This is a genomic window from Citrobacter telavivensis (assembly GCF_041807075.1).
Taxonomy (GTDB): Bacteria; Pseudomonadota; Gammaproteobacteria; order Enterobacterales; family Enterobacteriaceae; genus Citrobacter_A; species Citrobacter_A telavivensis.
This window is the reverse complement of record NZ_JBGUBF010000003.1, coordinates 202268-226219: the sequence shown is the minus strand read 5'-3', so window position 1 is coordinate 226219 and position 23952 is coordinate 202268. Positions and strand designations below refer to the sequence as shown.

The 23952-nt window shown below is 53.9% G+C and carries 22 protein-coding genes; 11 read left to right on the top strand and 11 right to left on the bottom strand.

Going from position 1 to position 23952, the window contains the following annotated elements:
* Positions 1-389 precede the first annotated feature (389 nt).
* The gene (locus tag ACERJC_RS15790; RefSeq protein WP_152400553.1) at positions 390-1130 is read right to left on the bottom strand and encodes a MipA/OmpV family protein; all 741 of its coding nucleotides are present in this window, start codon (positions 1128-1130) and stop codon (positions 390-392) included.
* Between the two features lie 122 nt (positions 1131-1252).
* Between ACERJC_RS15790 and ACERJC_RS15785 the strand changes: the two genes are divergently transcribed.
* On the top strand, positions 1253-2227 hold the full coding sequence (locus ACERJC_RS15785; protein ID WP_371895520.1) for a LysR family transcriptional regulator: 975 nt from the start codon (positions 1253-1255) through the stop codon (positions 2225-2227).
* On the opposite strand, the gene ACERJC_RS15780 is transcribed toward ACERJC_RS15785, so the two are convergent.
* Complete coding sequence (locus tag ACERJC_RS15780; RefSeq protein ID WP_178828533.1) at positions 2224-3360, bottom strand: HlyD family secretion protein; 1137 nt, start codon at positions 3358-3360, stop codon at positions 2224-2226. The genes ACERJC_RS15785 and ACERJC_RS15780 overlap by 4 nt on opposite strands.
* 2 nt (positions 3361-3362) lie before the next feature.
* On the bottom strand, positions 3363-3689 hold the full coding sequence (locus ACERJC_RS15775; RefSeq protein ID WP_152400559.1) for a DUF3302 domain-containing protein: 327 nt from the start codon (positions 3687-3689) through the stop codon (positions 3363-3365).
* 188 nt (positions 3690-3877) lie between these two features.
* Between ACERJC_RS15775 and ACERJC_RS15770 the strand changes: the two genes are divergently transcribed.
* On the top strand, positions 3878-4192 hold the full coding sequence (locus ACERJC_RS15770; RefSeq protein ID WP_152400561.1) for a hypothetical protein: 315 nt from the start codon (positions 3878-3880) through the stop codon (positions 4190-4192).
* Positions 4193-4238: 46 nt separating this feature from the next.
* On the opposite strand, the gene aldB is transcribed toward ACERJC_RS15770, so the two are convergent.
* The 7 genes from aldB to ACERJC_RS15735 form a co-directional block, all read right to left on the bottom strand.
* Positions 4239-5771, bottom strand: coding sequence for an aldehyde dehydrogenase AldB (aldB, locus tag ACERJC_RS15765; protein ID WP_373672041.1), 1533 nt, complete (start codon positions 5769-5771; stop codon positions 4239-4241).
* 145 nt (positions 5772-5916) lie between these two features.
* Positions 5917-7068 carry an L-threonine dehydrogenase gene (gene yiaY / locus ACERJC_RS15760; protein ID WP_373672040.1) on the bottom strand — a complete coding sequence of 384 codons (1152 nt, stop codon included), beginning with the start codon at positions 7066-7068 and terminating at the stop codon, positions 5917-5919.
* Between the two features lie 185 nt (positions 7069-7253).
* On the bottom strand, positions 7254-9101 hold the full coding sequence (selB, locus tag ACERJC_RS15755) for a selenocysteine-specific translation elongation factor (protein WP_373672039.1): 1848 nt from the start codon (positions 9099-9101) through the stop codon (positions 7254-7256).
* The gene (gene selA / locus ACERJC_RS15750) at positions 9098-10489 is read right to left on the bottom strand and encodes an L-seryl-tRNA(Sec) selenium transferase (RefSeq protein WP_286631955.1); all 1392 of its coding nucleotides are present in this window, start codon (positions 10487-10489) and stop codon (positions 9098-9100) included. Before selA ends, selB begins: the two co-directional genes overlap by 4 nt.
* Before the next feature lie 120 nt (positions 10490-10609).
* Positions 10610-11218, bottom strand: a complete 609-nt coding sequence (locus tag ACERJC_RS15745) for a glutathione S-transferase (protein ID WP_178824759.1) — start codon at positions 11216-11218, stop codon at positions 10610-10612.
* A 72-nt stretch (positions 11219-11290) separates the two neighbouring features.
* Positions 11291-12427, bottom strand: coding sequence for an HlyD family secretion protein (locus ACERJC_RS15740; protein ID WP_373672038.1), 1137 nt, complete (start codon positions 12425-12427; stop codon positions 11291-11293).
* A 2-nt stretch (positions 12428-12429) separates the two neighbouring features.
* Positions 12430-12792 (bottom strand): DUF3302 domain-containing protein, encoded by a 363-nt coding sequence (locus ACERJC_RS15735; protein WP_152400576.1) that lies wholly within the window; start codon positions 12790-12792, stop codon positions 12430-12432.
* Positions 12793-13324: 532 nt separating this feature from the next.
* Between ACERJC_RS15735 and mtlA the strand changes: the two genes are divergently transcribed.
* The 3 genes from mtlA (at position 13325) to mtlR (ending at position 17103) form a co-directional block, all read left to right on the top strand.
* Complete coding sequence (mtlA, locus tag ACERJC_RS15730; protein WP_373672037.1) at positions 13325-15238, top strand: PTS mannitol transporter subunit IICBA; 1914 nt, start codon at positions 13325-13327, stop codon at positions 15236-15238.
* A gap of 129 nt (positions 15239-15367) precedes the next feature.
* Positions 15368-16513 carry a mannitol-1-phosphate 5-dehydrogenase gene (gene mtlD / locus ACERJC_RS15725; RefSeq protein ID WP_152400581.1) on the top strand — a complete coding sequence of 382 codons (1146 nt, stop codon included), beginning with the start codon at positions 15368-15370 and terminating at the stop codon, positions 16511-16513.
* Entirely contained in the window at positions 16513-17103 is a 591-nt protein-coding gene (gene mtlR / locus ACERJC_RS15720; RefSeq protein ID WP_152400583.1) for a mannitol operon repressor MtlR, read from the top strand. Before mtlD ends, mtlR begins: the two co-directional genes overlap by 1 nt.
* 15 nt (positions 17104-17118) lie before the next feature.
* On the opposite strand, the gene ACERJC_RS15715 is transcribed toward mtlR, so the two are convergent.
* Positions 17119-17325, bottom strand: coding sequence for a hypothetical protein (locus tag ACERJC_RS15715; RefSeq protein WP_152400585.1), 207 nt, complete (start codon positions 17323-17325; stop codon positions 17119-17121).
* A gap of 287 nt (positions 17326-17612) precedes the next feature.
* On the opposite strand from ACERJC_RS15715, the gene ACERJC_RS15710 reads away from it, so the two are divergent.
* The 6 genes from ACERJC_RS15710 (at position 17613) to trmL (ending at position 23899) form a co-directional block, all read left to right on the top strand.
* Positions 17613-17975 (top strand): YibL family ribosome-associated protein, encoded by a 363-nt coding sequence (locus ACERJC_RS15710; protein ID WP_152400587.1) that lies wholly within the window; start codon positions 17613-17615, stop codon positions 17973-17975.
* 252 nt (positions 17976-18227) lie between these two features.
* Positions 18228-19883, top strand: coding sequence for an L-lactate permease (gene lldP / locus ACERJC_RS15705; protein WP_178826934.1), 1656 nt, complete (start codon positions 18228-18230; stop codon positions 19881-19883).
* Positions 19880-20656 (top strand): transcriptional regulator LldR, encoded by a 777-nt coding sequence (gene lldR / locus ACERJC_RS15700; RefSeq protein WP_152400591.1) that lies wholly within the window; start codon positions 19880-19882, stop codon positions 20654-20656. Before lldP ends, lldR begins: the two co-directional genes overlap by 4 nt.
* Complete coding sequence (gene lldD / locus ACERJC_RS15695; RefSeq protein ID WP_373672036.1) at positions 20653-21843, top strand: quinone-dependent L-lactate dehydrogenase; 1191 nt, start codon at positions 20653-20655, stop codon at positions 21841-21843. The genes lldR and lldD overlap by 4 nt, the downstream gene beginning before the upstream one ends.
* Positions 21844-22035: 192 nt before the next feature.
* A complete protein-coding gene (locus tag ACERJC_RS15690; protein ID WP_178824876.1) occupies positions 22036-23376 on the top strand; it encodes an MFS transporter in 1341 nt (446 codons plus the stop codon).
* A gap of 46 nt (positions 23377-23422) precedes the next feature.
* A complete protein-coding gene (trmL, locus tag ACERJC_RS15685; RefSeq protein ID WP_152400598.1) occupies positions 23423-23899 on the top strand; it encodes a tRNA (uridine(34)/cytosine(34)/5-carboxymethylaminomethyluridine(34)-2'-O)-methyltransferase TrmL in 477 nt (158 codons plus the stop codon).
* Positions 23900-23952 lie beyond the last annotated feature (53 nt).

Here is a 23952-nt window from a genome sequence, read left to right as displayed (position 1 = left end):
TTAATTTCAATAGATACCTGAAGCGATCATTTTAATCTCGCTATTGGTAAAGTGCAGAATGAATAGCTGAAGGATAAATCCAGACGCTGTTAAATAATATCTAAAAACAAATTATCAGAGCGTTACTCTATTTCAGTGTGAATATTCGACGGCGCAAGTTAAACGGGCATATTTATCACAAACTACAGTTTAATATGCTGTATGGGTCAACTATGCTTCATGGAGAGGGGGAGTGACTCCCGGCAACAGGCAGTTCCGGGACAATTACCATTACAGTGTAGTTCTCTTATCAGAATAGCGGTAGAAATATGCCGAATGGCGGCAGACCTCGAATTTACACAATCCCAGGCCGGGGTAATGGCCACCATCCGGCAAGTCTTCTCACGACTTTAGAAGCGCCAGCTCACACCTGACAGGAAGGTGAAGCTATCGTCACGATCGATCATCGGGCTGTCTTTAATTTCATCCGGCAGCACGCTGTAAGCCGCGCTCGCCATCAGAACAATATTGTCGGTGACGGGGTATTTCGCGGTCAGACTGACGTAAGGAACCCAACTGTCCTGCGCGGAATAACGGTCTAAGCCGCTGTGGCGGGATTCGCTACCTGAAACACCATAATAGTAATTGTTAAAATTTTCATCGTAGTAGAAAACGCCGACGGATGGGATCAGAGAAAGTTGGCCGACAGGAATTTTGCGGAACAGCGATAATTCCCCCATCCAGCCGTTGCTGTTATCCAGGACATCGGCGGCGGCAGAGACCTTCACGCTGCCCCAACTTTCATGGTGATACCATGCCGCGCCCGCCATTATTGTGCTGTCGCGCTTGTCGAGCTTTTTCATGGCGTGGTCGTCGTTATCAGAAGGATCAAATTCCAACGGCATCCAGGAGGCGGTCACGCTAAATTCATTTTGTTCACTCTTAGACAAAATGTAGCCCAGAGCGGTCTGCCGGACATAGAATGATTCACCTTCATAGCTAATGAGGGGAATGGCATGGGTATTTTCATTATACCCACGATAAGGAGATTCATTATATACCGCACCCGCACCGATGGATAATTCTGAAGCTGATGCACTGGCGATAAAGGAGAAAGCAAATAGTGCTACTATATTGCGTTTAATTAACATGCCGACATTCCATTTAAAATAAGCCACAAATCGTCGGAAATAATAATGCTTACAAATTCTTCGGTGCAAGGCCCATATTTATATAGTAATATATAAAAACTTATATATATTGAGCTGCTGCGATGAATAAATTACAACTCAAGCACCGGGAGTTAAAGATCATTTCGGTAATAGCTGCCAGTGAAAACATCAGCCATGCTGCTACCGTGCTTGGCATCGCACAGGCCAATGTCAGCAAGTATCTTGCTGATTTTGAATCAAAAATCGGTCTTAAGGTCTTTGACAGGACGACCCGGCAACTCACCTTGACGCCTTTTGGCGTGGCGCTACTGCCCTACATTAATGACATGCTCGACAGAAACGAGCAGCTTAACCATTTCATTGCTGATTATAAGCACGAAAAGCGGGGACGGGTAACGGTGTACGCGCCGACAGGCATTATCGCTTACTTGTCTAAACACGTCATTGCGCAAATCAACGATATTGGCGACATCACTTTGTCGCTGAAAACGTGTAATCTTGAGCGGAAAGCCTTTTTTGAAGGCGTTGAATTCCCTGATGACTGTGATGTGTTAATTACCTATGCCCATCCCAAGGACGAATCGCTGGTTGCCAGCTTTATCACCAAATATGCAGTAACCGCTTTCGCCAGCCCCACTTATCTTGAGATGCATCCCATTCATCAACCTGACGATCTTGAGCATCATTCCTGTATTCTGATTGATTCCATGATGATTGATGACGCTAATATCTGGCGGTTTAACGTCACCGGAAGTAAAGAGATTCGTGATTATCGCGTCACGGGAAATTACGTTTGTGACAACACCCAGTCGGCGCTGGAACTGGCGCGTAATCATCTGGGCATTGTCTTTGCCCCTGATAAAAGCGTACAAGGCGATCTCCAGGCCGGTACGCTGGTACCTTGCTTTCCTGCACAAAATGAGTGGTGGCTGGACCTGGTTGCGATCTTCCGAAAGCGGGAGTACCAGCCCTGGCGAGTGCAGTATGTACTTGATGAGATACTGCGTGAAATACGCAACCAACTTGCTCAAGCGCACTTGTTGCGGCCCGAGCAAGCATCCGTCAACGACAATTAATGGTCGAGATAGAGGTAATGTACCCAACTGGTCATACGTAACAGTACTTTACGCATGACAGAGACATGGCTGAAATGGTCGGAGTAGACCGCTACCTGCGCATAGATCCCATCCGGTAATGCGCTTAAATCAGCATGTTCGTTCAACTCAATCGTCGCAATGACGCCTTCCGATCCCGGCACCGTATTCAACGACTGCAACGTCCCGCCAGCCTGGTACGTCCCGCCCGGCACCACAGGGCTTATCGCAGCCAACTTACCGCTGAATACTTTGCCCGGTAAGGCATTAAACACCACTTCCGCTTCATCGCCTGGCGCCAGTCGCAGCAGCGAGTTCTGGCGGAATTGTGCGACAATTTGCCGCTTCTGAGCAGGAATAAACACCATCACCGGGCGCAGGGGCAACGAGGCTGCATAGGTTCCCGGGCGAATCAGCACTTGGGTCACATAGCCATCACTCGGCGCGCGGACGATGGTCTGTGCAAGGTTATATTCCGCCTCGGCCAGCTGCGCTTTCAGACTGGCGATTTGCGAATGCTCACCCAACACCTGGCTGTCTAACTGGCTTTGAATCTGCTGTTGCTCCGCCGTTGACGATTTCACCGAGGCTTCTTGCGCCAGATAGTTCTGCCGCGCAACATCAATATCTCTCTCAGAAAACGGATTCACCTTCGCCTGGCTCCCCTGCGCATAGCGTTGATACTCTTTCGCAAACTTGTCCCGCGTGGCTTTTGCCTGCTGCGTATTAGCGGCCATTTCATCCAGTTCTGCACCCAACGCATGCTGCTTATGCTGCGCCGTCACAATATCCGCCAACAGACGATCCACCCGGGCCTGATAGCGCGTGGGATCAAGCCTGAACAACACCTCACCTTTTTTAATCAGCGTATTTTTCTTGTCCGTCACGTCAATCACCACGCCGGTGACCTGCGGAACAACAGGAATAGACACCACCGCTTTTTGCGCGTTAAACGTATAGGGGTGGTTATAATTCATTAATAAGATTAAGCCGCTGACAATAAATATCCCACCCAGCGCCGCTGTCGGGATCGTCCATTTATTGGCGGGAATTTTGAAGATCTTAAAAATCGCCCATGCGAAAGCCACATAGGTCAGGATAATCAGTAAATCCATAATTAATACCCGGCAGTGGAGGATTTCAGGTCAGCCAGTTGTTTTTCCAGTCCGGCAATACGTTCCTGGAGTTGCACAACGCCAGGCTCAGTGCTTTGCATTCCCCACCCGCGCTCCGGACGATATAGCGTGGCCCAAATCCACAAGAAAGGCCAGATAACGTGTAATGTAAACAAACTCACCCACCCTGCGACATGAATGGCATCGGCATGAGGATGATTGCGTTTTTTTGCAATTAAATAAGGAATATCATGCAAAATAATAATTCCGTAGAAAACAACCAGGAATACAAAAATAAGCACCCCAAGTGCAAAATAATCAAGAAACATATTCCCCCCAGAGGATATAGTCAAAAATAAAAGGGTTTAAGAATGATAGTGGAATGACCAGATGCCATGCAATTCTCATATTTATATATCGACATATGGTTTTTTATATACTGTACATTTTTTAGTGTATTGTTTTTTAGGCAAGTCGCAGTTTATTATGTTTTAACACTAATACAACAGGAACAAAAATGAACAACGCGGAAGCCTCATCCACCGTTAGCCTCAAGCGCATCAACGCTGCCATCATCTACCGGTTATTACTCATTGGCCTTGGTATCCCGATGATATCTTTCAGTTTTGTTTGCGGTGTTCTGAGTCTCTTTGGCTTCGACCTGGTGAAATGGAACGATCAACCCGTACACGGTTTGCTGGCTATTCCTGCCGCGCTGTTCAGCGGCGTGTTTATCACGGTACTGTTTACCGTTTTCATCGGGTCGATTGCGTGCCTGGGACTGTGGGTTTACAGCCGTTTCCGTCCGTTACAGGTGAAGGTGATGGATTAATCGTCATGCCCGACAAGCAAAGCGTCATCGGGCATAACGCCGTCAGTTAAAAAAGTCCCAGCGGTTTATCGGAGTAACTCACCAGCAAGCATTTCGTCTGCTGATAGTGTTCCAGCATCATTTTGTGGGTTTCGCGTCCGATCCCAGACTGCTTATAGCCACCAAAGGCCGCGTGGGCCGGATAAGCATGGTAGCAGTTGGTCCACACGCGTCCTGCCTGAATGCCGCGTCCCATTTTATACGCCAGATTACCATTACGGCTCCAGACGCCCGCGCCAAGACCGTACTGGGTATCGTTGGCTAACTCCAGCGCCTCGTCCATTGTTTTGAACGTTGTGACCGCCAGTACCGGGCCAAAGATCTCCTCCTGGAACACGCGCATATTGTTCTTACCAAACAGGATCGTCGGTTCGAGGTAATAGCCGTCTTTCAGGTCACCTTCAAGCTGCTTACGCCGTCCGCCAGTCAGGACATCCGCCCCCTCTTTCTTGCCGATATCAATGTAATTCAGGATGGTTTCCATCTGTCCATGAGAGACCTGCGCCCCCATTTGCGTCACGCTATCCAGCGGGTTACCGCTGCGGATGCTTTCTACGCGGCGAATAGCGCGCTCCATAAATCGTTCATAGATGGATTCCTGTACCAGTGCGCGACTCGGGCAGGTGCAGACCTCGCCCTGGTTAAAGGCAAAGAGCGCAAAGCCTTCCAGCGCCTTATCGAAGAAGGCATCTTCTTCGTCCATCACGTCGGCGAAGAAGATGTTTGGCGATTTCCCGCCCAACTCCAGGGTGACCGGGATGATATTCTGCGTGGCATACTGCATGATCTGCTGCCCGACTTCCGTTGAGCCGGTGAATGCCACTTTGGCAATGCGTTTCGAGGTCGCCAGATACTCACCAATCTCACCGCCAGCGCCGTTCACCACGTTCACCACGCCGGGGGGAAGGAGATCGCCAATCACTTCCATCAACAGTAAAACGGACAGCGGCGTCAGGCGTGCGGGCTTGAGCACCACGCAGTTACCTGCCGCCAGCGCGGGCGCCATCTTCCAGCTCGCCATCAATAAGGGGAAGTTCCACGGGATAATTTGCCCAACCACACCGAGCGGTTCGTGGAAGTGATAAGCCACCGTATCGCTATCCACTTCGCTGATCCCGCCCTCCTGGGCACGAATACAGGAGGCGAAATAGCGGAAGTGGTCGATCGCCAGCGGGACATCCGCTGCGCTGGTTTCACGGATCGGTTTACCGTTATCCCAGGTCTCCGCCGTCGCCAGCAGTTCGAGATTCTGCTCCATGCGGTCAGCAATTTTGAACAGAATCGCTGCCCGCTCCTGAACAGAAGTATGCGCCCACTTGTCTTTCACCTTGTGAGCCGCGTCAAGCGCCAGGTCAATGTCCCTTTTACCGGAAGAAGCCACTTCGCATAGCAGTTGCCCGGTAACGGGCGTCAGGTTCTGGTAATACTCGCCATCACTCGGGGCAACCCAGCCGCCACCGATAAAGTTGTCGTAACGGGCCTTTAACTTCAGGGGAAAACCATACTCGCCGGGTTGAATACGGGGGGGATTATTGGTCATGATCGTCTCCTTGCTACAGGGGTATAACAAGGGTAGTCGGCGCTGGCGATTTTCTCGCCAGGTCGTGATAGCTTTACGACTGTGGTCACGTTATCCGGCTTGCAAATCCAGTCCGATCGGCAAGCCAGATAATCAGATAAACGAATTACATCGCCGCACGATAGATAGCCATGATCTCGTCGTGAGTGGCCTGAATTGGGTTGGTCAGACCGCAGGCATCTTTCAGCGCATTGGTCGCCAGCACCGGAATATCCTCTTCTTTCACGCCCAGGTCACGCAGGCCTGCCGGGATATTGACCTGCCGCGCCAGCGCGCGGATCGCATCGATACAGGCTTGAGCGCCTTCGGCGTCGTTCATCCCCGCGACATGCACGCCCATTGCTGTCGCGCAGTCACGCAGCCGCGCGGCGGCCACCTGACTGTTGAACACCTGAACGTGTGGCAGCAAAACGGCATTACACACGCCGTGCGGCAGGTCATAGAAACCGCCTAACTGGTGTGCCATCGCGTGGACGTAGCCTAATGACGCGTTATTGAAGGCCATACCCGCCAGGAACTGCGCATAGGCCATCGCTTCGCGCGCATGTACATTGCCGCCCGATTCCACCGCGATGCTCAGATTGTCAGAAATCATGGTCACCGCTTTCAGCGCACAGGCATCGGTGATCGGCGTGGCGGCCACCGAGACATACGCTTCGATCGCATGAGTCAGTGCATCCATGCCGGTCGCCGCCGTCAACGATTTCGGCATGCCGACCATCAGCAAAGAGTCATTCACCGACAGCAACGGCGTGACGTGTTTATCCACTATCGCCATTTTGATGTGACGATCGACGTCAGTGATAATGCAGAACCGCGTCATTTCAGACGCAGTTCCTGCCGTGGTGTTAATCGCAATCATCGGCAACTGCGGTTTTGCCGAGCGATCAACACCTTCATAATCGCGGATATCTCCCCCATTCGCGGCCACCAGCGCAATCCCTTTGGCACAATCATGTGGGGAACCGCCACCCAGCGAAATAACGCTATCGCAGTCATTTTCTTTCAGGATCTTCAGGCCGTCGGCGACGTTTATTGTCGTCGGATTAGGATGTGTGCCATCAAAAATGACGCTGAAAATATCATGTTCCTGCAATGCCTTTTGAATATGACCCGCCATGCCTAGCTGCATCAGCACGCTGTCCGTGACAATTAACGTCCGACGAAAGCCATATTCCGTCATTGTATTCATTGCATCTTTTAATGAATCAGCCCCTATTATATTCACGGAAGGAATATAAAATGTTGAAGCGGCCATATGCTCAATCCTTAATAGTTTCAGAAGGAATTGCAGCATACGAACGAATCTCGGGATAAAATATGATCGCAGCGGTCATTTATTTAATGAAAAAATAAAAGAGCACATTAGGCTACAAATTAATGGGCTCTTTTCGTTTCAAACTATTTATTGTATCAATTCATTCTTATTTTAAATAAATTGTATTATCCCTTTTCCGGAAATAATAACGCATCACGTAATAGATGATCGTTTCCACGGCGACGAGTAAAACCAATACGGTCGAAGTATTCCAGAATTTGAATCGCCAGTTTTCGCCCTACGCCCAACCGATCGCGAAAATCGGCTGCGCAGGTTGAGCCTTTCTCCAGATCCAGTTCGCGGATCATGCTGGCGAAAGCCACAATGCGATCGTTACGGTAGTAACGATCTTTTACGATCGCCGTAATCATCCCCTGCTGTGCTGCCTGACGCAACACCAGACGCATCGTTTGCTCATCGGTGGCGGTTTCGCGGGCGAGATCGCGGACCCACCAGGGTTCGTCACCAAATAACGGCGCGGTCTTAAGCCAGATAGTCTGCTGTTCGTCAGTAAATCCGGCCTTGTGATCCGGCAGGTGCAGCCAGCCGTGGTGGCTGTGAATATCACCGCTGTCGCGCATTTGCTCAATCAGCAACAGCACCAGCGCTTCATCTTCCATCGGCAGCGCCATGCGGCGCAGGCGTTCACGCCCCGGACCTGGCTCATCGCGATGCTGTTCATGATAAGTCGCCAGCGTGTCGAGAATTTTGCGCTGCCAGCGCGCGGCGACCTCCGCATTCAGCAGGCTGTAACCCGCCTGAATAAAACCATGCAGGTGAATGAGTGAGCGCATGCCGTCGCCATTCAACTGGCGTGCCCACGCAAAGTCGGGCAAATTTACCGCCCCGCGTTGCAGATGCACAGCCAGTGCGGCACCGTCATCTTTCGCCGCCGCCAGCGTTGCCAGCCATTGCAGATATTCCGGTTTACGTTTGCCGCGACGTGGCGGATTGAGAGTGACCACCCGCGCCCCGGCTAGCGTCGCGCGCGCGGAGATATCGCGCAGCACCAGGCGGTCGTTATCAGCCAACAGCAGCGGTGTATCAAATACCAGTTCCGCCAGATTATCTTCCAGCAGCGATACGCGCCCGGTCACATGGCTGGCCGCATGGTGAATGTGTAGCGGCTGCCACTGCGTGAGTGGAACGTGACTTTCCAGCGCCACAATCACCCGCGTAAACGGTTCAGGTGGAGCGTCTGAAAGCAACCAGTCACCACGGTTAAGCTGTTCTTTTTCGGCATCGCCAGCGATATTCAACGCGATGCGCTGCCCGGCATGGGCATGCTCGCTCGCCTGGTTTTGCGCGTGAAGTCCGCGCACACGCATAGACGTATTCACGCCGGTCAGCCACAACGTATCCCCGACGTTCACTTCGCCGCTCAGTGCGGTGCCGGTCACCACCAACCCGGCACCTTTTACGGTAAAGGCGCGGTCGATAGCCAGTCGGAACGTCTGATCCCTGGCGTGTTTGCGGGCGGGAAGTTGCAGCAAATGCTCGCGCAACGCGTCAATCCCACGGCCTTCATTGGCGGCCGTCACAAATAACATCGCCTGTGCAAAGCCATACTCGCGCAGGACATCCTGCACCTGCTGCTGAACCTCCAGCACCCGCGCGTCATCCACACGATCGGCTTTGGTCAACGCCACTGTCAGCGTTGGATTCCCGGTCAGTTGTAGAATCGCCAGGTGTTCACGCGTTTGCGCCATCACGCCATCGTCGCAGGCGACGACCAGCAACGCATGATCGATACCGCCCACGCCCGCCAGCATGTTTGAGAGAAATTTCTCGTGACCGGGGACATCGATAAACCCCAGCACGCGCCCGTCCGGCTGCGGCCAGTAGGCATAGCCCAGATCGATAGTCATTCCGCGCTTTTTCTCTTCCGGCAGGCGGTCGGCATTCACGCCGGTAATGGCCTGCAGCAGCGTCGTTTTCCCATGGTCGACATGTCCGGCGGTCGCAATAATCATTTCAACAACATCTCCATAAACCGGGTCTCATCTTCAAGACAGCGTAAATCCAGCCACAGGCGACCTTCGTAAATCCGGCCGATGACCGGAACCGGCAGCTCACGCCAGCGGGTCGCCAGGGCTTCAAGACGGCTTCCGCGACCGTCATGTGGTGTAAAGGTTAATGCCGCGCTGGGGAGTCTATCAACCGGCAAAGAGCCACTGCCGATTTGCGACAGGCAGGGCAGTACCTTCACCGCAAACTCGGCGTCGTAGTGCGCGGTTAACGGGGCCAGAAGCCGCTCCGCCTGAGCCAGAATCGCGTCTTTGCTTCGGGTTAACAGGCGCAGCGTCGGCAGCTTCTCGGCCAGCGCTTCCGGGTGCAGATACAGACGCAACGTCGCTTCCAGTGCCGCAAGGGTCATTTTATCCGCCCGCAGCGCGCGTTTAAGCGGATGGCTCTGCAATCGTGCAATCATCTCTTTCTTACCGACGATGATCCCAGCCTGTGGACCGCCCAACAGCTTATCGCCCGAGAAACTCACCAGGCTGACGCCTGCGGCGATCAGCTGTTGCGGCATCGGCTCTTTCGGCAGACCGTACTGACTCAAATCGACCAATGAACCGCTGCCGAGATCGGCCACGACCGGAATATCCAGCGTCTGGCCGATTTGGGCCAGTTCCGATTCATCAACAGTGTGGGTGAAGCCTTCAATGCTGTAATTACTGGTATGCACCTTCATCAGCAGCGCGGTGTTTTCATTCACCGCCTGACGATAGTCGTCGGCATGCGTCCGGTTGGTGGTTCCGACTTCATGCAGTGTGCAACCCGCCTGACGCATCACATCCGGGATACGAAACGCGCCGCCAATCTCCACCAGCTCACCGCGTGAGACCACCACCTCTTTACCGGCAGCGGAGGCGGCCAGCATCAGCAGCACCGCCGCCGCGTTGTTATTCACAATACAGGCATCTTCCGCACCGGTGATGCGGCACAGCAATTCTGCCAGCGCGCGGTCGCGATGCCCGCGTCCCGCGCCGTCCAGGTCATACTCCAGCGTTACCGCCGAGCGCATGGCCTGCGCGACAGCCGCGACGGCCTCTTCGGCCTGTAAGGCGCGCCCCAGATTAGTATGCAACACCGTGCCCGTCAGGTTGATAACCGGACGCAGCGCACTCTCGGCCTCTTTTTCCAGCCGGACGTTCACTTCCTGCGCCCAGTCTTCGCACCATGCAGGCAACGCTTGCGTATCGCGAATCACCTCTCTCGCTTCATCAAGCAGTTGGCGGAGCAGATCAACGACACGGGTATGCCCGTGAGTCTCTCGGAGGGTAAGAAATTCACTTTCACGCAATAAGCGATCAATGGCGGGGAGTTGACTGTAGAGCGAACGCGTTTCGATCGTCATGAATAGGCCTGGCTGTTGGTGGCCCTCTCCGCAACGGAGAGGGATATCGACATAGAGGGGATTGTAACGTGAGATTGCTCAGACGGACATAATACGTATCAAGCCTTTGGCGAATAGGCGTTAAGCCTTTGGCGGTTCAGTTCGGGCAAAACTTTCACGCTGGAACAGCGTCTCCACCAGCTTGACCAGATGGGGCCTGTTCACACACCAGCCCGGCGAGACGCGGCGGAAATTGAGATAGCCCACCGCGCAGGCAATCGCAATAGTCGCCAGATTGACCGTGTCAGGTTTAATCGTCCCGTCCACCAGGTACCCTTCCAGCGCATCCAGACTGCGGTTGATTTTCTCGCGCTGGCGCAACAGTTCGGTTTCCGATTGCTGCGCGGCAGGACGCGCCTGTTCTCGTACCGACACCAGACCGGCGTCCATTATCCCATCGGCCAGCGACTCAAGTTGTCGGACTTTCAGCGAGGCCAGCGGTTCGCGAGGCAACATCGCTGGCGCAATATTCAGCAGTTCAATGTATTCCGCGATAATCGGCGAATCGAACCAGTACTCTCCATCGTCAGTCACCAGCGCCGGGACTTTTCCTAGCGGGTTGTACTGCGCTACACCGTTTTCCGCATTGTAGGGCAGTTCATTAACAAATTCGAAAGTGATGCCTTTTTCCAGCAGCAGGATCGAAATCTTACGTACAAACGGGCTGGTGTAGCTACCAATGAGTTTCATGCTCGGTCCTTTTCGCCAACACAAAACAATGAGTATGGCTCACGCAGCGGGAAAAGGCAGGTGACAGAGTTCTCAATGATCCAAATAAAGGTAGTGCATCCAACTGGTCATACGCAGCAACACTTTACGCATCACCGAAACATGGGCGAAATGGTCGGAATAGACCGCCACCTGTGCGTAGATACCGTCGGGCAACGCATCCACATCGGTATTTGGATCCAGTTCAATCGTCGCCAGGACGCCATCGGTCCCGGGTACCACCGTCAGGGACTGTAGTGCGCCCTGAGCCTGATACGAACCGCCCGGCACCACGGGCAATATGCTGGTCAACTTACCGTGAAAAACCTGCCCGGGCAGCGCGTTAAACACCACCTCCGCGTCATCGCCCGGTTCAAGGCGAAGCAGTGAATTTTGCCGGAACTGAGCGACAATTTGCCGTTTTTGTTCAGGGATAAAGACCATCACCGGACGCAATGGCAGCGCAGCGGCGTAAGTACCGGGTCGGATCAGCACCTGGGTAACGTAACCGTTGCTGGGAGCACGAATAATGGTCTGATCAAGGTTATATTTAGCCTCTGCCAACTGTGCCCGCAGGCTGACAATTTGCGACTGTTCACCGTTGACCATGCTGTCCAGTTGGCTTTGGATTTGCGCCTGCTCAGCAACGGAACCTTTTACCAGCGCATCCTGCGCCAGATAGTTTTGCCGCGCCGTATCAATATCGCTTTCCGAGAAGGGGTTCACCCGTGCCTGACTGCCTTTCAGGTAACGCTGATAATCTTTATACAATCGATCGCGCTCGGCAGAAACGCGCGTCGTATTGGCCTGCGCTTCGGTCAGTTGGGCTTTCAGCGTCTGGATATTGTGCGTTGCGGTGACCAGATCGGCCTGTAGCCTGTCCACGCGCGCCTGATAGCGAACGGGGTCAAGTTTAAACAGCACTTCCCCCTTTTTAATCAGTTGGTTATTTTTATCGGTAACCTCGCTGACAATCCCGGTAACCTGCGGCGTAATGGGAATGGAAATAACGGCTTTTTGCGCAGTAAAAGTGTACGGGTGGTTATAGTTCATTAACAGGATCAGACCGCTTACCAGAAATACGCCGCCTAATGCTGCCGTTGCCAGAGTCCATTGATTCACCGGAATGCGAAAGAGTTTGAAGACCGCCCACGCCAGTGCCACATAGGTTAATACAATCAATAGATCCATGGTCAGATCTCCGGAAACGTCGTCTCATCAGCCGTTTTAACCCCGGCCAGCTTTTTTTCGAGTTGTGTAATACGCGCGGATAACGCCGCAATCTCCGGATCGGTCTCCTGCCCTGCAGGCGTAGCGTGTGACTGCATGCCCCAACCGCGTTCTGGCTGGTAGAGGGTTGCCCAAATCCACAAAAACGGCCAGATCACATGGAGCGTAAACAGGCTCACCCAACCTGCAGTATGAATAGCATCGGCATGCGGGTGGTTACGTTTCTTCGCAATTAGATAGGGGATATCATGGATGGCAATAACGCCGTAAAAAATCACCAGAAAGACAAAGATCAGCACACCCAACGCGAAATAATTTAGAAACATATCTGCCCCGGCTTCACGCTAATCAGAATATTAATTGCAGGCAGCCGAAAGCAAACTGGCTGATGATTTGAACATAATTCGAGTTCTGCATTTTCGCCATCACGCCAAAGACTATTTTTCACGCTGAATGGTTACTTAATGACATCCGACGATCTGACGGCGAGAAGAATCTGCTCAGGATCACATCGGAACAAAGCCGGACGAAAATTTCTTGTGATTAAGATCACAAACATTCAACAAATCGCCAAAGACAAAACGTGACCTCCATCACAAATTAATGTCAATAATGGGTTAAAACCGAGGTTTGTTGTTTTTCTACACAGATATTTTGTGATTCACATCACATCAATTACCTCCCTACCCCCTATATTTGTGTGACACAAATCACAACAAAGGTCGCTGACTGGACAGTTTACCGATTCAGTGCCAGATTTCGCAGTATCTACAGGGTCCGGCTACCTCTGCCGCTACATTAACAAAACCTCGGGCTTCCAGCCTGCGCGTCAGCAAACACATAAGAAGGGGTGTTTTTATGTCATCCGATATTAAGATCAAGGTGCAAAGCTTTGGTCGATTCCTCAGCAATATGGTGATGCCAAATATCGGCGCGTTTATCGCGTGGGGTATTATCACCGCACTATTTATTCCGACAGGGTGGTTGCCAAACGAAACGCTGGCGAAGCTGGTCGGTCCAATGATCACTTATCTCCTGCCGCTGCTGATAGGTTTCACCGGCGGTAGACTGGTGGGCGGCGACCGTGGCGGCGTGGTGGGTGCAATCACCACCATGGGCGTTATCGTCGGCGCAGACATGCCGATGTTCCTCGGTGCGATGATCGCCGGTCCGCTGGGCGGCTGGGCAATCAAACATTTCGATAGCTGGGTAGACGGTAAGATCAAATCCGGTTTTGAGATGCTGGTGAATAACTTCTCCGCTGGCATCATCGGTATGATCCTCGCCATTCTGGCATTCCTCGGCATTGGGCCGGCGGTTGAAGTTCTGTCAAAAATACTGGCAGCGGGCGTTAACTTCATGGTTGTCCATGACATGCTGCCGCTGGCGTCTATCTTCGTTGAACCCGCGAAAATCCTGTTCCTGAACAACGCCATTAACCACGGTATCTTCTCACCGCTGGGTATTCAGCAGTCCCATGAGATGGGTAAATCCATCTTCTTCCTGATTGAAGCCAACCCGGGTCCGGGGATGGGGGTTCTGCTGGCGTACATGTTCTTTGGTCGCGGTAGTGCTAAACAGTCTGCGGGCGGTGCGGCAATCATTCACTTCCTGGGGGGTATCCACGAAATTTACTTCCCGTATGTGCTGATGAACCCGCGTCTGATCCTCGCCGTTATCCTCGGCGGTATGACTGGCGTGTTCACGCTGACTATCCTGAACGGTGGTCTGGTTTCTCCGGCGTCTCCTGGTTCTATCCTGGCCGTGCTGGCGATGACGCCAAAAGGGGCTTACTTCGCTAACATCGCGGCAATCTGTGCGGCAATGGCGGTTTCCTTTGTTATCTCTGCCATTCTGCTGAAAACCAGCAAAGTGAAAGAAGATGACGATATTGAAGCCGCAACTCGTCGTATGCAGGACATGAAAACAGAATCCAAAGGCGGTACTCCGCTGTCTGCTGGCGATGTCACCAACGACCTGAGCCACGTCCGTAAAATCATCGTAGCCTGTGATGCCGGTATGGGTTCCAGCGCAATGGGTGCCGGCGTACTGCGTAAGAAAGTGCAGGATGCAGGTCTGAGCCAGATCTCTGTCACCAACAGCGCAATTAACAACCTGCCGCCGGATGTTGACCTGGTCATCACCCACCGCGATCTGACCGAACGTGCGATGCGTCAGGTCCCGCAGGCGCAGCATATTTCGCTGACTAACTTCCTCGACAGCGGCCTGTACACCAGCCTGACCGAGCGTCTGGTTGCCGCTCAGCGCCACACTGACAACGAAGTAAAAGTCCGTGATAGCCTGAAAGACAGCTTCGATGAAGGGGATAACAACCTGTTCAAACTGAGCGCGGAGAACATCTTCCTCGGTCGCACCGCGACGACCAAAGAAGAAGCGATTCGCTTCGCCGGTGAGCAACTGGTGAAAGGTGGCTATGTTGAGCCAGAATATGTCGATGCGATGTTGGAACGTGAAAAACTGACCCCAACCTATCTGGGTGAGTCTATCGCCGTTCCGCACGGCACGGTGGAAGCGAAAGACCGCGTACTGAAAACCGGCGTCGTGTTCTGCCAGTACCCGCAAGGCGTTCGCTTCGGTGAAGAAGAAGACGACATCGCCCGTCTGGTGATTGGTATCGCGGCCCGTAACAACGAGCACATTCAGGTCATTACCAGCCTGACTAACGCGCTGGATGACGAATCTGTCATCGAACGCCTGGCGAACACCACCAGCGTGGATGAAGTGCTGGCGCTGCTGGCGGGTCGTAAGTAAACCCCGTAGCCCGATGGCGCTACGCTTATCGGGCCTACAAGATCCTCTCCCTTGTGGAGAGGGTTTGGGTGAGGGCCTCCTCCCTCACCCCAGCCCTCTCGGGTAAAAACATTAATGAAGGTTAATACTATGAAAGCATTACATTTTGGCGCAGGTAATATCGGTCGTGGCTTTATCGGCAAACTGCTGGCGGACGCGGGGATACAACTGACATTCGCTGATGTAAATCAGGTCGTGCTCGACGCCCTGAATGCCCGTCATAGCTATCAGGTTCATGTCGTGGGTGAAAATGAACAGGTGGATACCGTAAGCGGCGTCAACGCAGTAAGCAGCATTGGCGATGAGGTTGTTGAGCTGATCGCGCAGGTTGACCTGGTCACCACCGCCGTGGGCCCGGTCGTGCTGGAGCGCATCGCCCCGGCCATCGCCAAAGGCCTGGTCAAACGCAAAGCGCAAGGGATCACCACCCCGCTGAATATCATCGCCTGTGAAAACATGGTACGGGGCACCACCCAACTGAAAGGCCATGTGATGAACGCACTGGCAGAAGACGACAAAGCCTGGGTTGACGCCCATGTTGGTTTCGTGGATTCCGCCGTTGACCGCATCGTGCCGCCTTCAGCCTCTGCCACCCACGATCCGCTGGAAGTGACCGTCGAAACCTTCAGCGAGTGGATCGTCGACCAGACCCAGTTCAAAGGCGAGTTGCCGAACATCCCGGGAATGGAATTAACTGATAACCTGATGGCATTTGTCGAACGTAAACTCTTCACGCTGAACACCGGGCATGCTATAACCGCGTACCTCGGAAAATTGACCGGTCATCAGACCATCCGTGACGCGATTCTCGACGAGAAAATCCGCGCAGTGGTCAAAGGGGCGATGGAAGAGAGCGGCGCGGTGCTGATCAAACGCTACGGTTTTGATGCCGAGAAACATGCGGCATACATTCAGAAAATCCTCGGTCGTTTTGAAAACCCGTATCTGAAAGATGACGTTGAGCGCGTTGGCCGCCAGCCGCTGCGTAAACTGAGCGCGGGCGACCGTTTGATCAAGCCGCTGCTGGGTACGCTGGAATACCATCTGCCGCACGCTAACCTGGTCAAAGGGATCGCTGCCGCGATGCACTTCCGTAGCGAAGACGATCCGCAGGCGCAGGAACTGGCCGCGCTGATCGCCGATAAAGGCCCACAGGCTGCGCTTGCGCAGATTTCCGGACTGGATATCAACAGTGATGTCGTTGCCGAGGCCGTTAGCGCATATAACGCAAAGTAATGCTGCTGGAACTGGCGCAGGAGCCCCTGCGCCTGATTAATAGATTGTCAGATATGCAGGCAATAATGGAACAAACCCAGGCCTTTGAAAATCGTGTGCTTGAGCGTCTGAATGCTGGCAAAACCGTACGGAGCTTCCTGATCACCGCCGTGGAGTTACTTACCGAGGCGGTAAATATTCTGGTGCTTCAGGTGTTTCGCAAAGATGACTACGCAGTGAAGTACGCTGTAGAACCGTTACTCGACGGCGACGGACCGCTGGGCGATCTGTCTGTGCGTCTGAAACTGATCTACGGTCTGGGCGTACTGAGTCGTCCTGAGTATGAAGATGCAGAACTGCTGATGGCGATGCGTGAAGAGATGAATCATGACGGCAATGAGTATGCCTTTACGGATGATGAAATTCTCGGACCGTTCGCAGAACTCCATTGCGTCGTCGCGTTGCCGCCGCCGCCACAGTTTGATGCAGCCGACCCCAGCTTGTATGCGATGCAAATCCAGCGCTACCAGCAAGCGGTGCGCTCGACGATGGTTCTCTCCCTGACTGAGCTGATTTCTAAAATCAGCTTAAAAAAAGCCTTCCAGAAGTAAGCCTCTCCCTGCCTGCTACTCTTTTTCCTGCACTGGCTGATACAAGCGCCGGTAATATTTCAGCCGTTGCAGGTACATCTGCGCATTTTCTGCAGGCACTTCGCTCGGAACGTCGTCACGCTCAGGCATTTTATTCAGATACTCTTTAAACGCCTGACTTGAGGCCATAAAATCCACAGCTTTATCAATCAGAAGCGGAACATTCTCACCTATTTTCGCCATGTTACATCCTCCATACGTTCCCGCTGTGCTTCAACGCAGCGGTCAATTTTAGTGTAGGATCGCCCGCGTCATGATATTAAGGAAAACGTGCTTAATCCATCGGCGGCAAATTATCTCTTACATGATCCTGTTATCGTCTAAAATTCTTAATTAATCAGTCCATTAGAAAAATAGTTAGCAAATGAATACTCGCGGCATTTGATTATTCTCATCCCATTAGTTGTGAATAAACCCGCTCTGCGCGCATACTATAGGCTATTCACCTTATTTCTATCAGAAGCCATCCCATGAAAGAAGTCGAAAAAAACGAAATCAAACGTCTGAGCGATCGCCTTGACGCCATCCGCCACCAGCAAGCCGATCTGTCACTGGTTGACGCTGCCGATAAATACGCTGAGCTGGAAAAAGAGAAAGCCACGCTGGAAGCGGAAATCGCCCGCCTGCGTGATGTTCATAGTCAGAAACTGAGCAAAGAAGCGCAGAAACTGATGGACCTGCCGTACCGCCGTGCGATCACCAAAAAAGAGCAGGCCGATATGGGCAAGCTGAAGAAAAGCGTGCGGGGTCTGGTGGTGGTTCACCCGATGACCGCTTTAGGTCGCGAAATGGGCCTGAAAGAGATGACCGGCTTCGCAAAGACCGAGTTCTGATTTTCTACCGGGCAGCGCGTCCGCTGTCCGGTCCCTCCAATTGGCCCTACCAATCCCCAGTTGTTACGACCACTGGTTCACAATTCATTAATTTGAACCTACACTACTGTTGCCAATAAATAACATTTGATTAACCATTCGTTGTCATTATCCCTACACAACAATATTGGCAGGACCACTTTTACACATAATGTGACGACGAGATGAGCACAGACTCATTGCATTGTGCGTGTGGCCCTCAGGAGACCTGCAATGAATCTCTGGCAACAAAACTACGATCCGGCTGGTAACATCTGGCTTTCCAGTCTGGTCGCATCGCTCCCGATTCTGTTCTTCTTTTTCGCACTGATTAAGCTCAAGCTGAAAGGCTATGTTGCCGCCTCGTGGACGGTAGTTATTGCGCTGGCCGTGGCGTTGCTGTTCTACAAAATGCCGGTCGATCGCGCGCTGGCCTCGGTGGTGTACGGTTTCTTCTACGGTCTGTGGCCCATTGCCTGGATCATCATTGCCGCTGTGTTTGTCTACAAAATCTCGGTGAAAACCGGGCAGTTCGACATCATCCGCTCATCGATATTGTCGATCTCCCCTGACCAACGTTTGCAGATGCTGATTGTCGGGTTCTGCTTTGGCGCATTCCTCGAAGGGGCGGCAGGATTTGGTGCGCCGGTCGCCATCACCGCCGCACTGCTGGTGGGCCTTGGGTTTAACCCGTTGTATGCCGCCGGACTGTGCCTGATTGTCAATACCGCACCCGTGGCGTTTGGCGCAATGGGGATCCCGATTCTGGTCGCCGGTCAGGTTACCGGGCTGGACAGCTTTGAAATCGGCCAGATGGTCGGTCGTCAGTTACCGTTCCTGACGATTATCGTGCTGTTCTGGATCATGGCGATTATGGACGGCTGGCGCGGCGTGAAAGAGACGTGGCCTGCCGTCATGGTGGCGGGTGGTTCGTTTGCTATCGCCCAGTACCTCAGTTCAAACTTTATCGGTCCGGAACTGCCGGACATCATCTCCTCGCTGGTATCGCTGGTCTGTCTGACCTTGTTCCTGAAACGCTGGCAGCCGGTTCGCATCTTCCGCTTTGGCGACATGGGCGCATCGCAGGTCGATCAGACGCTGGCACGTACGAACTATACCGCCGGACAGGTCGTTCGCGCCTGGTCGCCGTTCCTGTTCCTGACGGCCACCGTGACCCTCTGGAGTGTTCCGCCGTTTAAAGCCCTGTTCGCCCCCGGTGGCGCGCTGTACGACTGGGTGATTAACATACCGGTCCCGTTCCTCGACAAACTGATTGCCCGCATGCCACCGGTGGTCCACGAAGCCACCGCCTACGCGGCCGTGTATAAATTTGACTGGTTCTCCGCGACCGGCACCGCAATCCTGTTCGCTGCGCTGCTGTCCATCGTCTGGCTGAAGATGAAGCCTTCCACCGCCATTCAGACATTCGGCAGCACGCTGAAGGAACTGGCGCTGCCCATCTACTCCATCGGGATGGTGCTGGCCTTTGCATTTATCTCCAACTATTCCGGGCTTTCCTCGACGCTGGCGTTAGCGCTGGCGCACACGGGCAGCGCCTTTACCTTCTTCTCGCCGTTCCTCGGCTGGCTGGGGGTGTTCCTGACCGGTTCAGATACCTCTTCTAACGCGCTGTTTGCCGCCCTGCAGGCCACCGCCGCACAGCAAATCGGCGTGTCCGATGTACTGATGGTGGCGGCAAATACCACCGGTGGCGTCACCGGCAAGATGATTTCGCCGCAGTCTATCGCTATCGCCTGTGCGGCGGTCGGACTGGTCGGCAAAGAGTCGGATCTGTTCCGTTTTACCGTCAAACACAGCCTGATTTTCACCTGCATGGTGGGCGTGATCACCACGCTTCAGGCTTACGTCTTAACCTGGATGATTCCATGATAGTGATGCCCAGACGCCTGTCGGACGAGATTGCCTCTCGTGTGCGGGCGCTGATTGAAGAACAACAGCTGGAAGCGGGCATGAAACTGCCCGCCGAGCGCCAGCTGGCGATACAGCTTGGCGTCTCGCGCAACTCGCTGCGCGAAGCGCTGGCGAAGCTCGTCAGTGAAGGCGTGCTGCTCAGCCGTCGCGGCGGCGGCACGTTTGTCCGCTGGCAGCATGAAGAGTGGTCTGAACAAAACATCGTTCAGCCGCTGAAAACCCTGATGGCCGACGACCCGGATTACAGTTTCGATATCCTCGAGGCCCGGCACGCCATCGAAGCCAGCACGGCCTGGCATGCGGCGATGCGCGCCACCGCCGCCGACAAAGAGAAAATCAAACTCTGCTTTGACGCCACGCTCAGCGAAGATCCGGATCTCGCCTCACAGGCCGACGTCCGTTTTCATCTGGCTATCGCCGAAGCCTCGCACAACGTGGTGCTGTTACAGACGATGCGCGGGTTCTTCGACGTGCTGCATTCATCGGTGAAGCAGAGCCGACAGCGCATGTATCTTGTTCCACCCGTCTTTTCCCGGCTGACGGAGCAACATCAGGCCGTATTAGATGCCATTCTCGCGGGCGACGCCGACGGCGCACGTAAGGCGATGATGGCACACCTCAGTTTCGTCCATACCACCATTAAACAATTCGATGAAGACCAGGCCCGCCAGGCGCGAATTACCCGCCTGCCCGGTGACCACAATGAAAATTCCAGGGAGAACAAAGCATGATTATTTCAGCCGCCAGCGATTATCGCGCCGCAGCCCAGCGCATTCTGCCCCCATTCCTGTTCCACTACATCGATGGCGGAGCGTATGCGGAACACACCCTGCGTCGTAATGTGGAAGACTTATCGGACGTGGCGCTACGCCAGCGCGTGCTGAAAAACATGTCTGACTTAAGCCTGGAAACCACGCTGTTTAACGAAAAACTGTCGATGCCGGTAGCGCTGGCGCCGGTCGGCTTGTGCGGCATGTATGCCCGTCGCGGTGAAGTGCAGGCCGCTGCGGCAGCCGATGCGAAAGGGATCCCGTTTACCCTTTCCACCGTCTCCGTGTGCCCGATTGAAGAAGTCGCGCCAACCATTAACCGTCCGATGTGGTTCCAGTTGTATGTTCTGCGTGACCGTGGGTTCATGCGTAACGCGCTGGAACGCGCAAAAGCGGCGGGCTGCTCAACGCTGGTCTTCACGGTCGATATGCCAACACCGGGCGCACGCTATCGTGATGCCCACTCCGGAATGAGCGGCCCGAACGCCGCACTGCGCCGCTACTGGCAGGCGGTTACCCATCCGCAGTGGGCCTGGGACGTCGGCCTGAACGGTCGTCCGCACGATCTCGGCAATATCTCCACTTACCTCGGCAAACCGACCGGGCTGGAAGATTACATCGGCTGGCTGGCAAACAACTTTGATCCGTCCATTTCATGGAAGGACCTTGAGTGGATCCGGGAATTCTGGGACGGTCCGATGGTGATCAAAGGGATCCTCGATCCAGAAGACGCCCGCGACGCGGTTCGTTTTGGTGCCGATGGGATTGTGGTCTCTAACCACGGAGGTCGTCAGTTGGACGGCGTACTCTCTTCCGCGCGCGCCCTGCCCGCCATTGCCGACGCGGTGAAAGGTGACATCGCCATTCTGGCGGACAGCGGCATCCGCAACGGGCTGGACGTGGTGCGTATGATTGCGCTGGGCGCTGATACCGTCCTGTTGGGCCGTGCATATCTGTACGCGCTGGCAACAGCGGGTCAGGCCGGGGTGGCCAATCTGCTGAATCTGATCGAGAAAGAGATGAAGGTTGCTATGACGCTGACCGGCGCGAAATCCATTAACGAAATCAGCCGTGATTCTCTGGTGCAGGAGCTGGGCAAGAGTCTACCCGCCGCGCTGGCTCCGCTTGCCCGTGGCGATGCCGCCTGATCCTGACCTCGCATAACCTCTGCCGCTATAGGGTCGGTCTGTTTTTCAGCCCGACCCTTTTTTATGTAAAATTAACGATTGGTTAACAGTTATGACCAATATATTTGACAAGTTTTTATTCCGCTGTCAAATGTATAGACAAGCTAATACAAGAACAACACAACATCGACAATCATAACGGGCGAGGGCGACATGGTTTATACCGGAAAAGTGAATATCCAGCAGGCGATAGATGACAGTCCTTTTTCGCGCTTTCACTGGGTCATTATTGTCCTGGGTTTCCTCATTCTGGCCATTGACGGCTTCGATACGGCGGCGATGGGCTATATTGCCCCCACGCTCTCAGCCGACTGGGGCATCAGAAAACAGGATCTTGGGCCGGTATTAAGTGCTGCACTGTTGGGGCTCTCATTTGGCGCACTGCTGGCCGGGCCGATTTCGGATCGTATGGGTCGTAAGCGCGTGCTGGTCTTTTCCTGCCTGTTCTTTGGTCTCGCCAGTCTGGGAACGGCGTATGCCCAGACGCTGAATATGTTAACGTTCTGGCGGTTTCTCACCGGGCTCGGGCTGGGTGCAGCAATGCCTAACGCCATCACTCTGGTTTCAGAATTTGCGCCTAAGCGCTGCCGCTCAATGGCCATTAACACCATGTACTGTGGCTTTCCTCTTGGCGCAGCAGGAGGTGGCGTGATCTCCTCCTGGCTCATTCCTAACTACGGCTGGCACAGTGTACTGCTTGCCGGTGCGATCGCACCGCTGGTGCTCACCGTACTGTTGGTACTGTTTCTGCCAGAATCGGTGAAGTATCTCGTTCACCGTGGTAAAGAGGTTTCACACGTCAAACGTATTGCCCAACGTTTTATGTCGGGGAATCTGGAGCAGGTTACCCAGTTTTATCTGGATGAAGAGCGCGTCGCGACCCAAAAAGGGAGCGTGGCGCAACTCTTCAGCATGCCGTGGTTACCGGGCACGCTGATGCTCTGGATGACCTACTTTATGGGGCTGGTTATCTATTATGTGCTGCTCAGCTGGATGCCAACATTGATGCTGGGAATGGGTTATCCACTGGCGGAATCCGCCTGGTTGACGTCGCTGTTCACGTTCGGCGGTACGGTGGGGATCCTGCTGGCCGGGTGGCTGATGGATCGTTGGGAAGCACACAAAGTGGTCTCTCTCGGTTTTGTCCTGACGATGCTGTTTGCCCTCGCGCTTGGGTTTGAAAACAACCACATCGTCCTGTTCGGGGCATTAATCTTCCTGATGGGAATTACCATGAACGGCGCGCAATCTGGACTCCAGACGCTGGCCGCCACGTTTTATCCTACCCACTGCCGCGCGACGGGCATTGCCTGGATGCAGGGCGTGGGCCGCTTTGGCGGTGTTGCCGGGACCATGATGAGCGCCCAGTTGCTATCCCTGCAATGGCAGGCTGACAGTATACTGATGTTCCTCAGTCTTCCGGCGCTGGTCGCTGCTGCCGCGACGATTTATAAGCTGCAACGCTATAAACCGCACCGTCTGACCGTCGCATAGTACCTGCCCTTTCTGCTATTCTGCCCCCCGTTATTAAGGGGGCAGTATGCTTAACATCGTTTTATTTGAACCAGAAATCCCGCCGAACACGGGCAATATTATTCGCCTTTGCGCCAATACCGGTTTTCGTCTGCATATCATTGAGCCGATGGGCTTTACCTGGGACGACAAGCGCCTGCGCCGCGCCGGTCTGGATTATCACGAGTTCGCTGCCGTCCAGCGCCACCACGATTATGACGCCTTTGTCGGCGCAGAAAATCCGCAGCGCCTGTTTGCCCTCACCACGAAAGGAACGCCGGCGCACAGCGCGGTGAGCTATCAGGATGGCGATTACCTGATGTTTGGTCCGGAAACGCGCGGCCTGCCAGCCAGCATTCTCGATGCTTTGCCCGCTGAACAAAAAATCCGTATTCCGATGATGCCGGACAGTCGCAGTATGAACCTGTCAAATGCGGTGTCGGTGGTGGTGTATGAGGCGTGGCGCCAGTTGGGATATCCTGGCGCCGTATTGCGCACACTTTGAATTGTCGGATGGCGGCTGTCGCCTTATCCGACCTACGGTTTTATAGGCCCGGT

Excerpts from the sequence above, each read along its gene's own strand:
- ACERJC_RS15790 (WP_152400553.1), bottom strand. The coding sequence starts at position 1,130 with ATGTTAATTAAACGCAATATAGTAGCACTATTTGCTTTCTCCTTTATC.
- ACERJC_RS15785 (WP_371895520.1), top strand. The coding sequence starts at position 1,253 with ATGAATAAATTACAACTCAAGCACCGGGAGTTAAAGATCATTTCGGTA.
- ACERJC_RS15780 (WP_178828533.1), bottom strand. The coding sequence starts at position 3,360 with ATGGATTTACTGATTATCCTGACCTATGTGGCTTTCGCATGGGCGATT.
- ACERJC_RS15775 (WP_152400559.1), bottom strand. The coding sequence starts at position 3,689 with ATGTTTCTTGATTATTTTGCACTTGGGGTGCTTATTTTTGTATTCCTG.
- ACERJC_RS15770 (WP_152400561.1), top strand. The coding sequence starts at position 3,878 with ATGAACAACGCGGAAGCCTCATCCACCGTTAGCCTCAAGCGCATCAAC.
- aldB (WP_373672041.1), bottom strand. The coding sequence starts at position 5,771 with ATGACCAATAATCCCCCCCGTATTCAACCCGGCGAGTATGGTTTTCCC.
- yiaY (WP_373672040.1), bottom strand. The coding sequence starts at position 7,068 with ATGGCCGCTTCAACATTTTATATTCCTTCCGTGAATATAATAGGGGCT.
- selB (WP_373672039.1), bottom strand. The coding sequence starts at position 9,101 with ATGATTATTGCGACCGCCGGACATGTCGACCATGGGAAAACGACGCTG.
- selA (WP_286631955.1), bottom strand. The coding sequence starts at position 10,489 with ATGACGATCGAAACGCGTTCGCTCTACAGTCAACTCCCCGCCATTGAT.
- ACERJC_RS15745 (WP_178824759.1), bottom strand. The coding sequence starts at position 11,218 with ATGAAACTCATTGGTAGCTACACCAGCCCGTTTGTACGTAAGATTTCG.
- ACERJC_RS15740 (WP_373672038.1), bottom strand. The coding sequence starts at position 12,427 with ATGGATCTATTGATTGTATTAACCTATGTGGCACTGGCGTGGGCGGTC.
- ACERJC_RS15735 (WP_152400576.1), bottom strand. The coding sequence starts at position 12,792 with ATGTTTCTAAATTATTTCGCGTTGGGTGTGCTGATCTTTGTCTTTCTG.
- mtlA (WP_373672037.1), top strand. The coding sequence starts at position 13,325 with ATGTCATCCGATATTAAGATCAAGGTGCAAAGCTTTGGTCGATTCCTC.
- mtlD (WP_152400581.1), top strand. The coding sequence starts at position 15,368 with ATGAAAGCATTACATTTTGGCGCAGGTAATATCGGTCGTGGCTTTATC.
- mtlR (WP_152400583.1), top strand. The coding sequence starts at position 16,513 with ATGCTGCTGGAACTGGCGCAGGAGCCCCTGCGCCTGATTAATAGATTG.
- ACERJC_RS15715 (WP_152400585.1), bottom strand. The coding sequence starts at position 17,325 with ATGGCGAAAATAGGTGAGAATGTTCCGCTTCTGATTGATAAAGCTGTG.
- ACERJC_RS15710 (WP_152400587.1), top strand. The coding sequence starts at position 17,613 with ATGAAAGAAGTCGAAAAAAACGAAATCAAACGTCTGAGCGATCGCCTT.
- lldP (WP_178826934.1), top strand. The coding sequence starts at position 18,228 with ATGAATCTCTGGCAACAAAACTACGATCCGGCTGGTAACATCTGGCTT.
- lldR (WP_152400591.1), top strand. The coding sequence starts at position 19,880 with ATGATAGTGATGCCCAGACGCCTGTCGGACGAGATTGCCTCTCGTGTG.
- lldD (WP_373672036.1), top strand. The coding sequence starts at position 20,653 with ATGATTATTTCAGCCGCCAGCGATTATCGCGCCGCAGCCCAGCGCATT.
- ACERJC_RS15690 (WP_178824876.1), top strand. The coding sequence starts at position 22,036 with ATGGTTTATACCGGAAAAGTGAATATCCAGCAGGCGATAGATGACAGT.
- trmL (WP_152400598.1), top strand. The coding sequence starts at position 23,423 with ATGCTTAACATCGTTTTATTTGAACCAGAAATCCCGCCGAACACGGGC.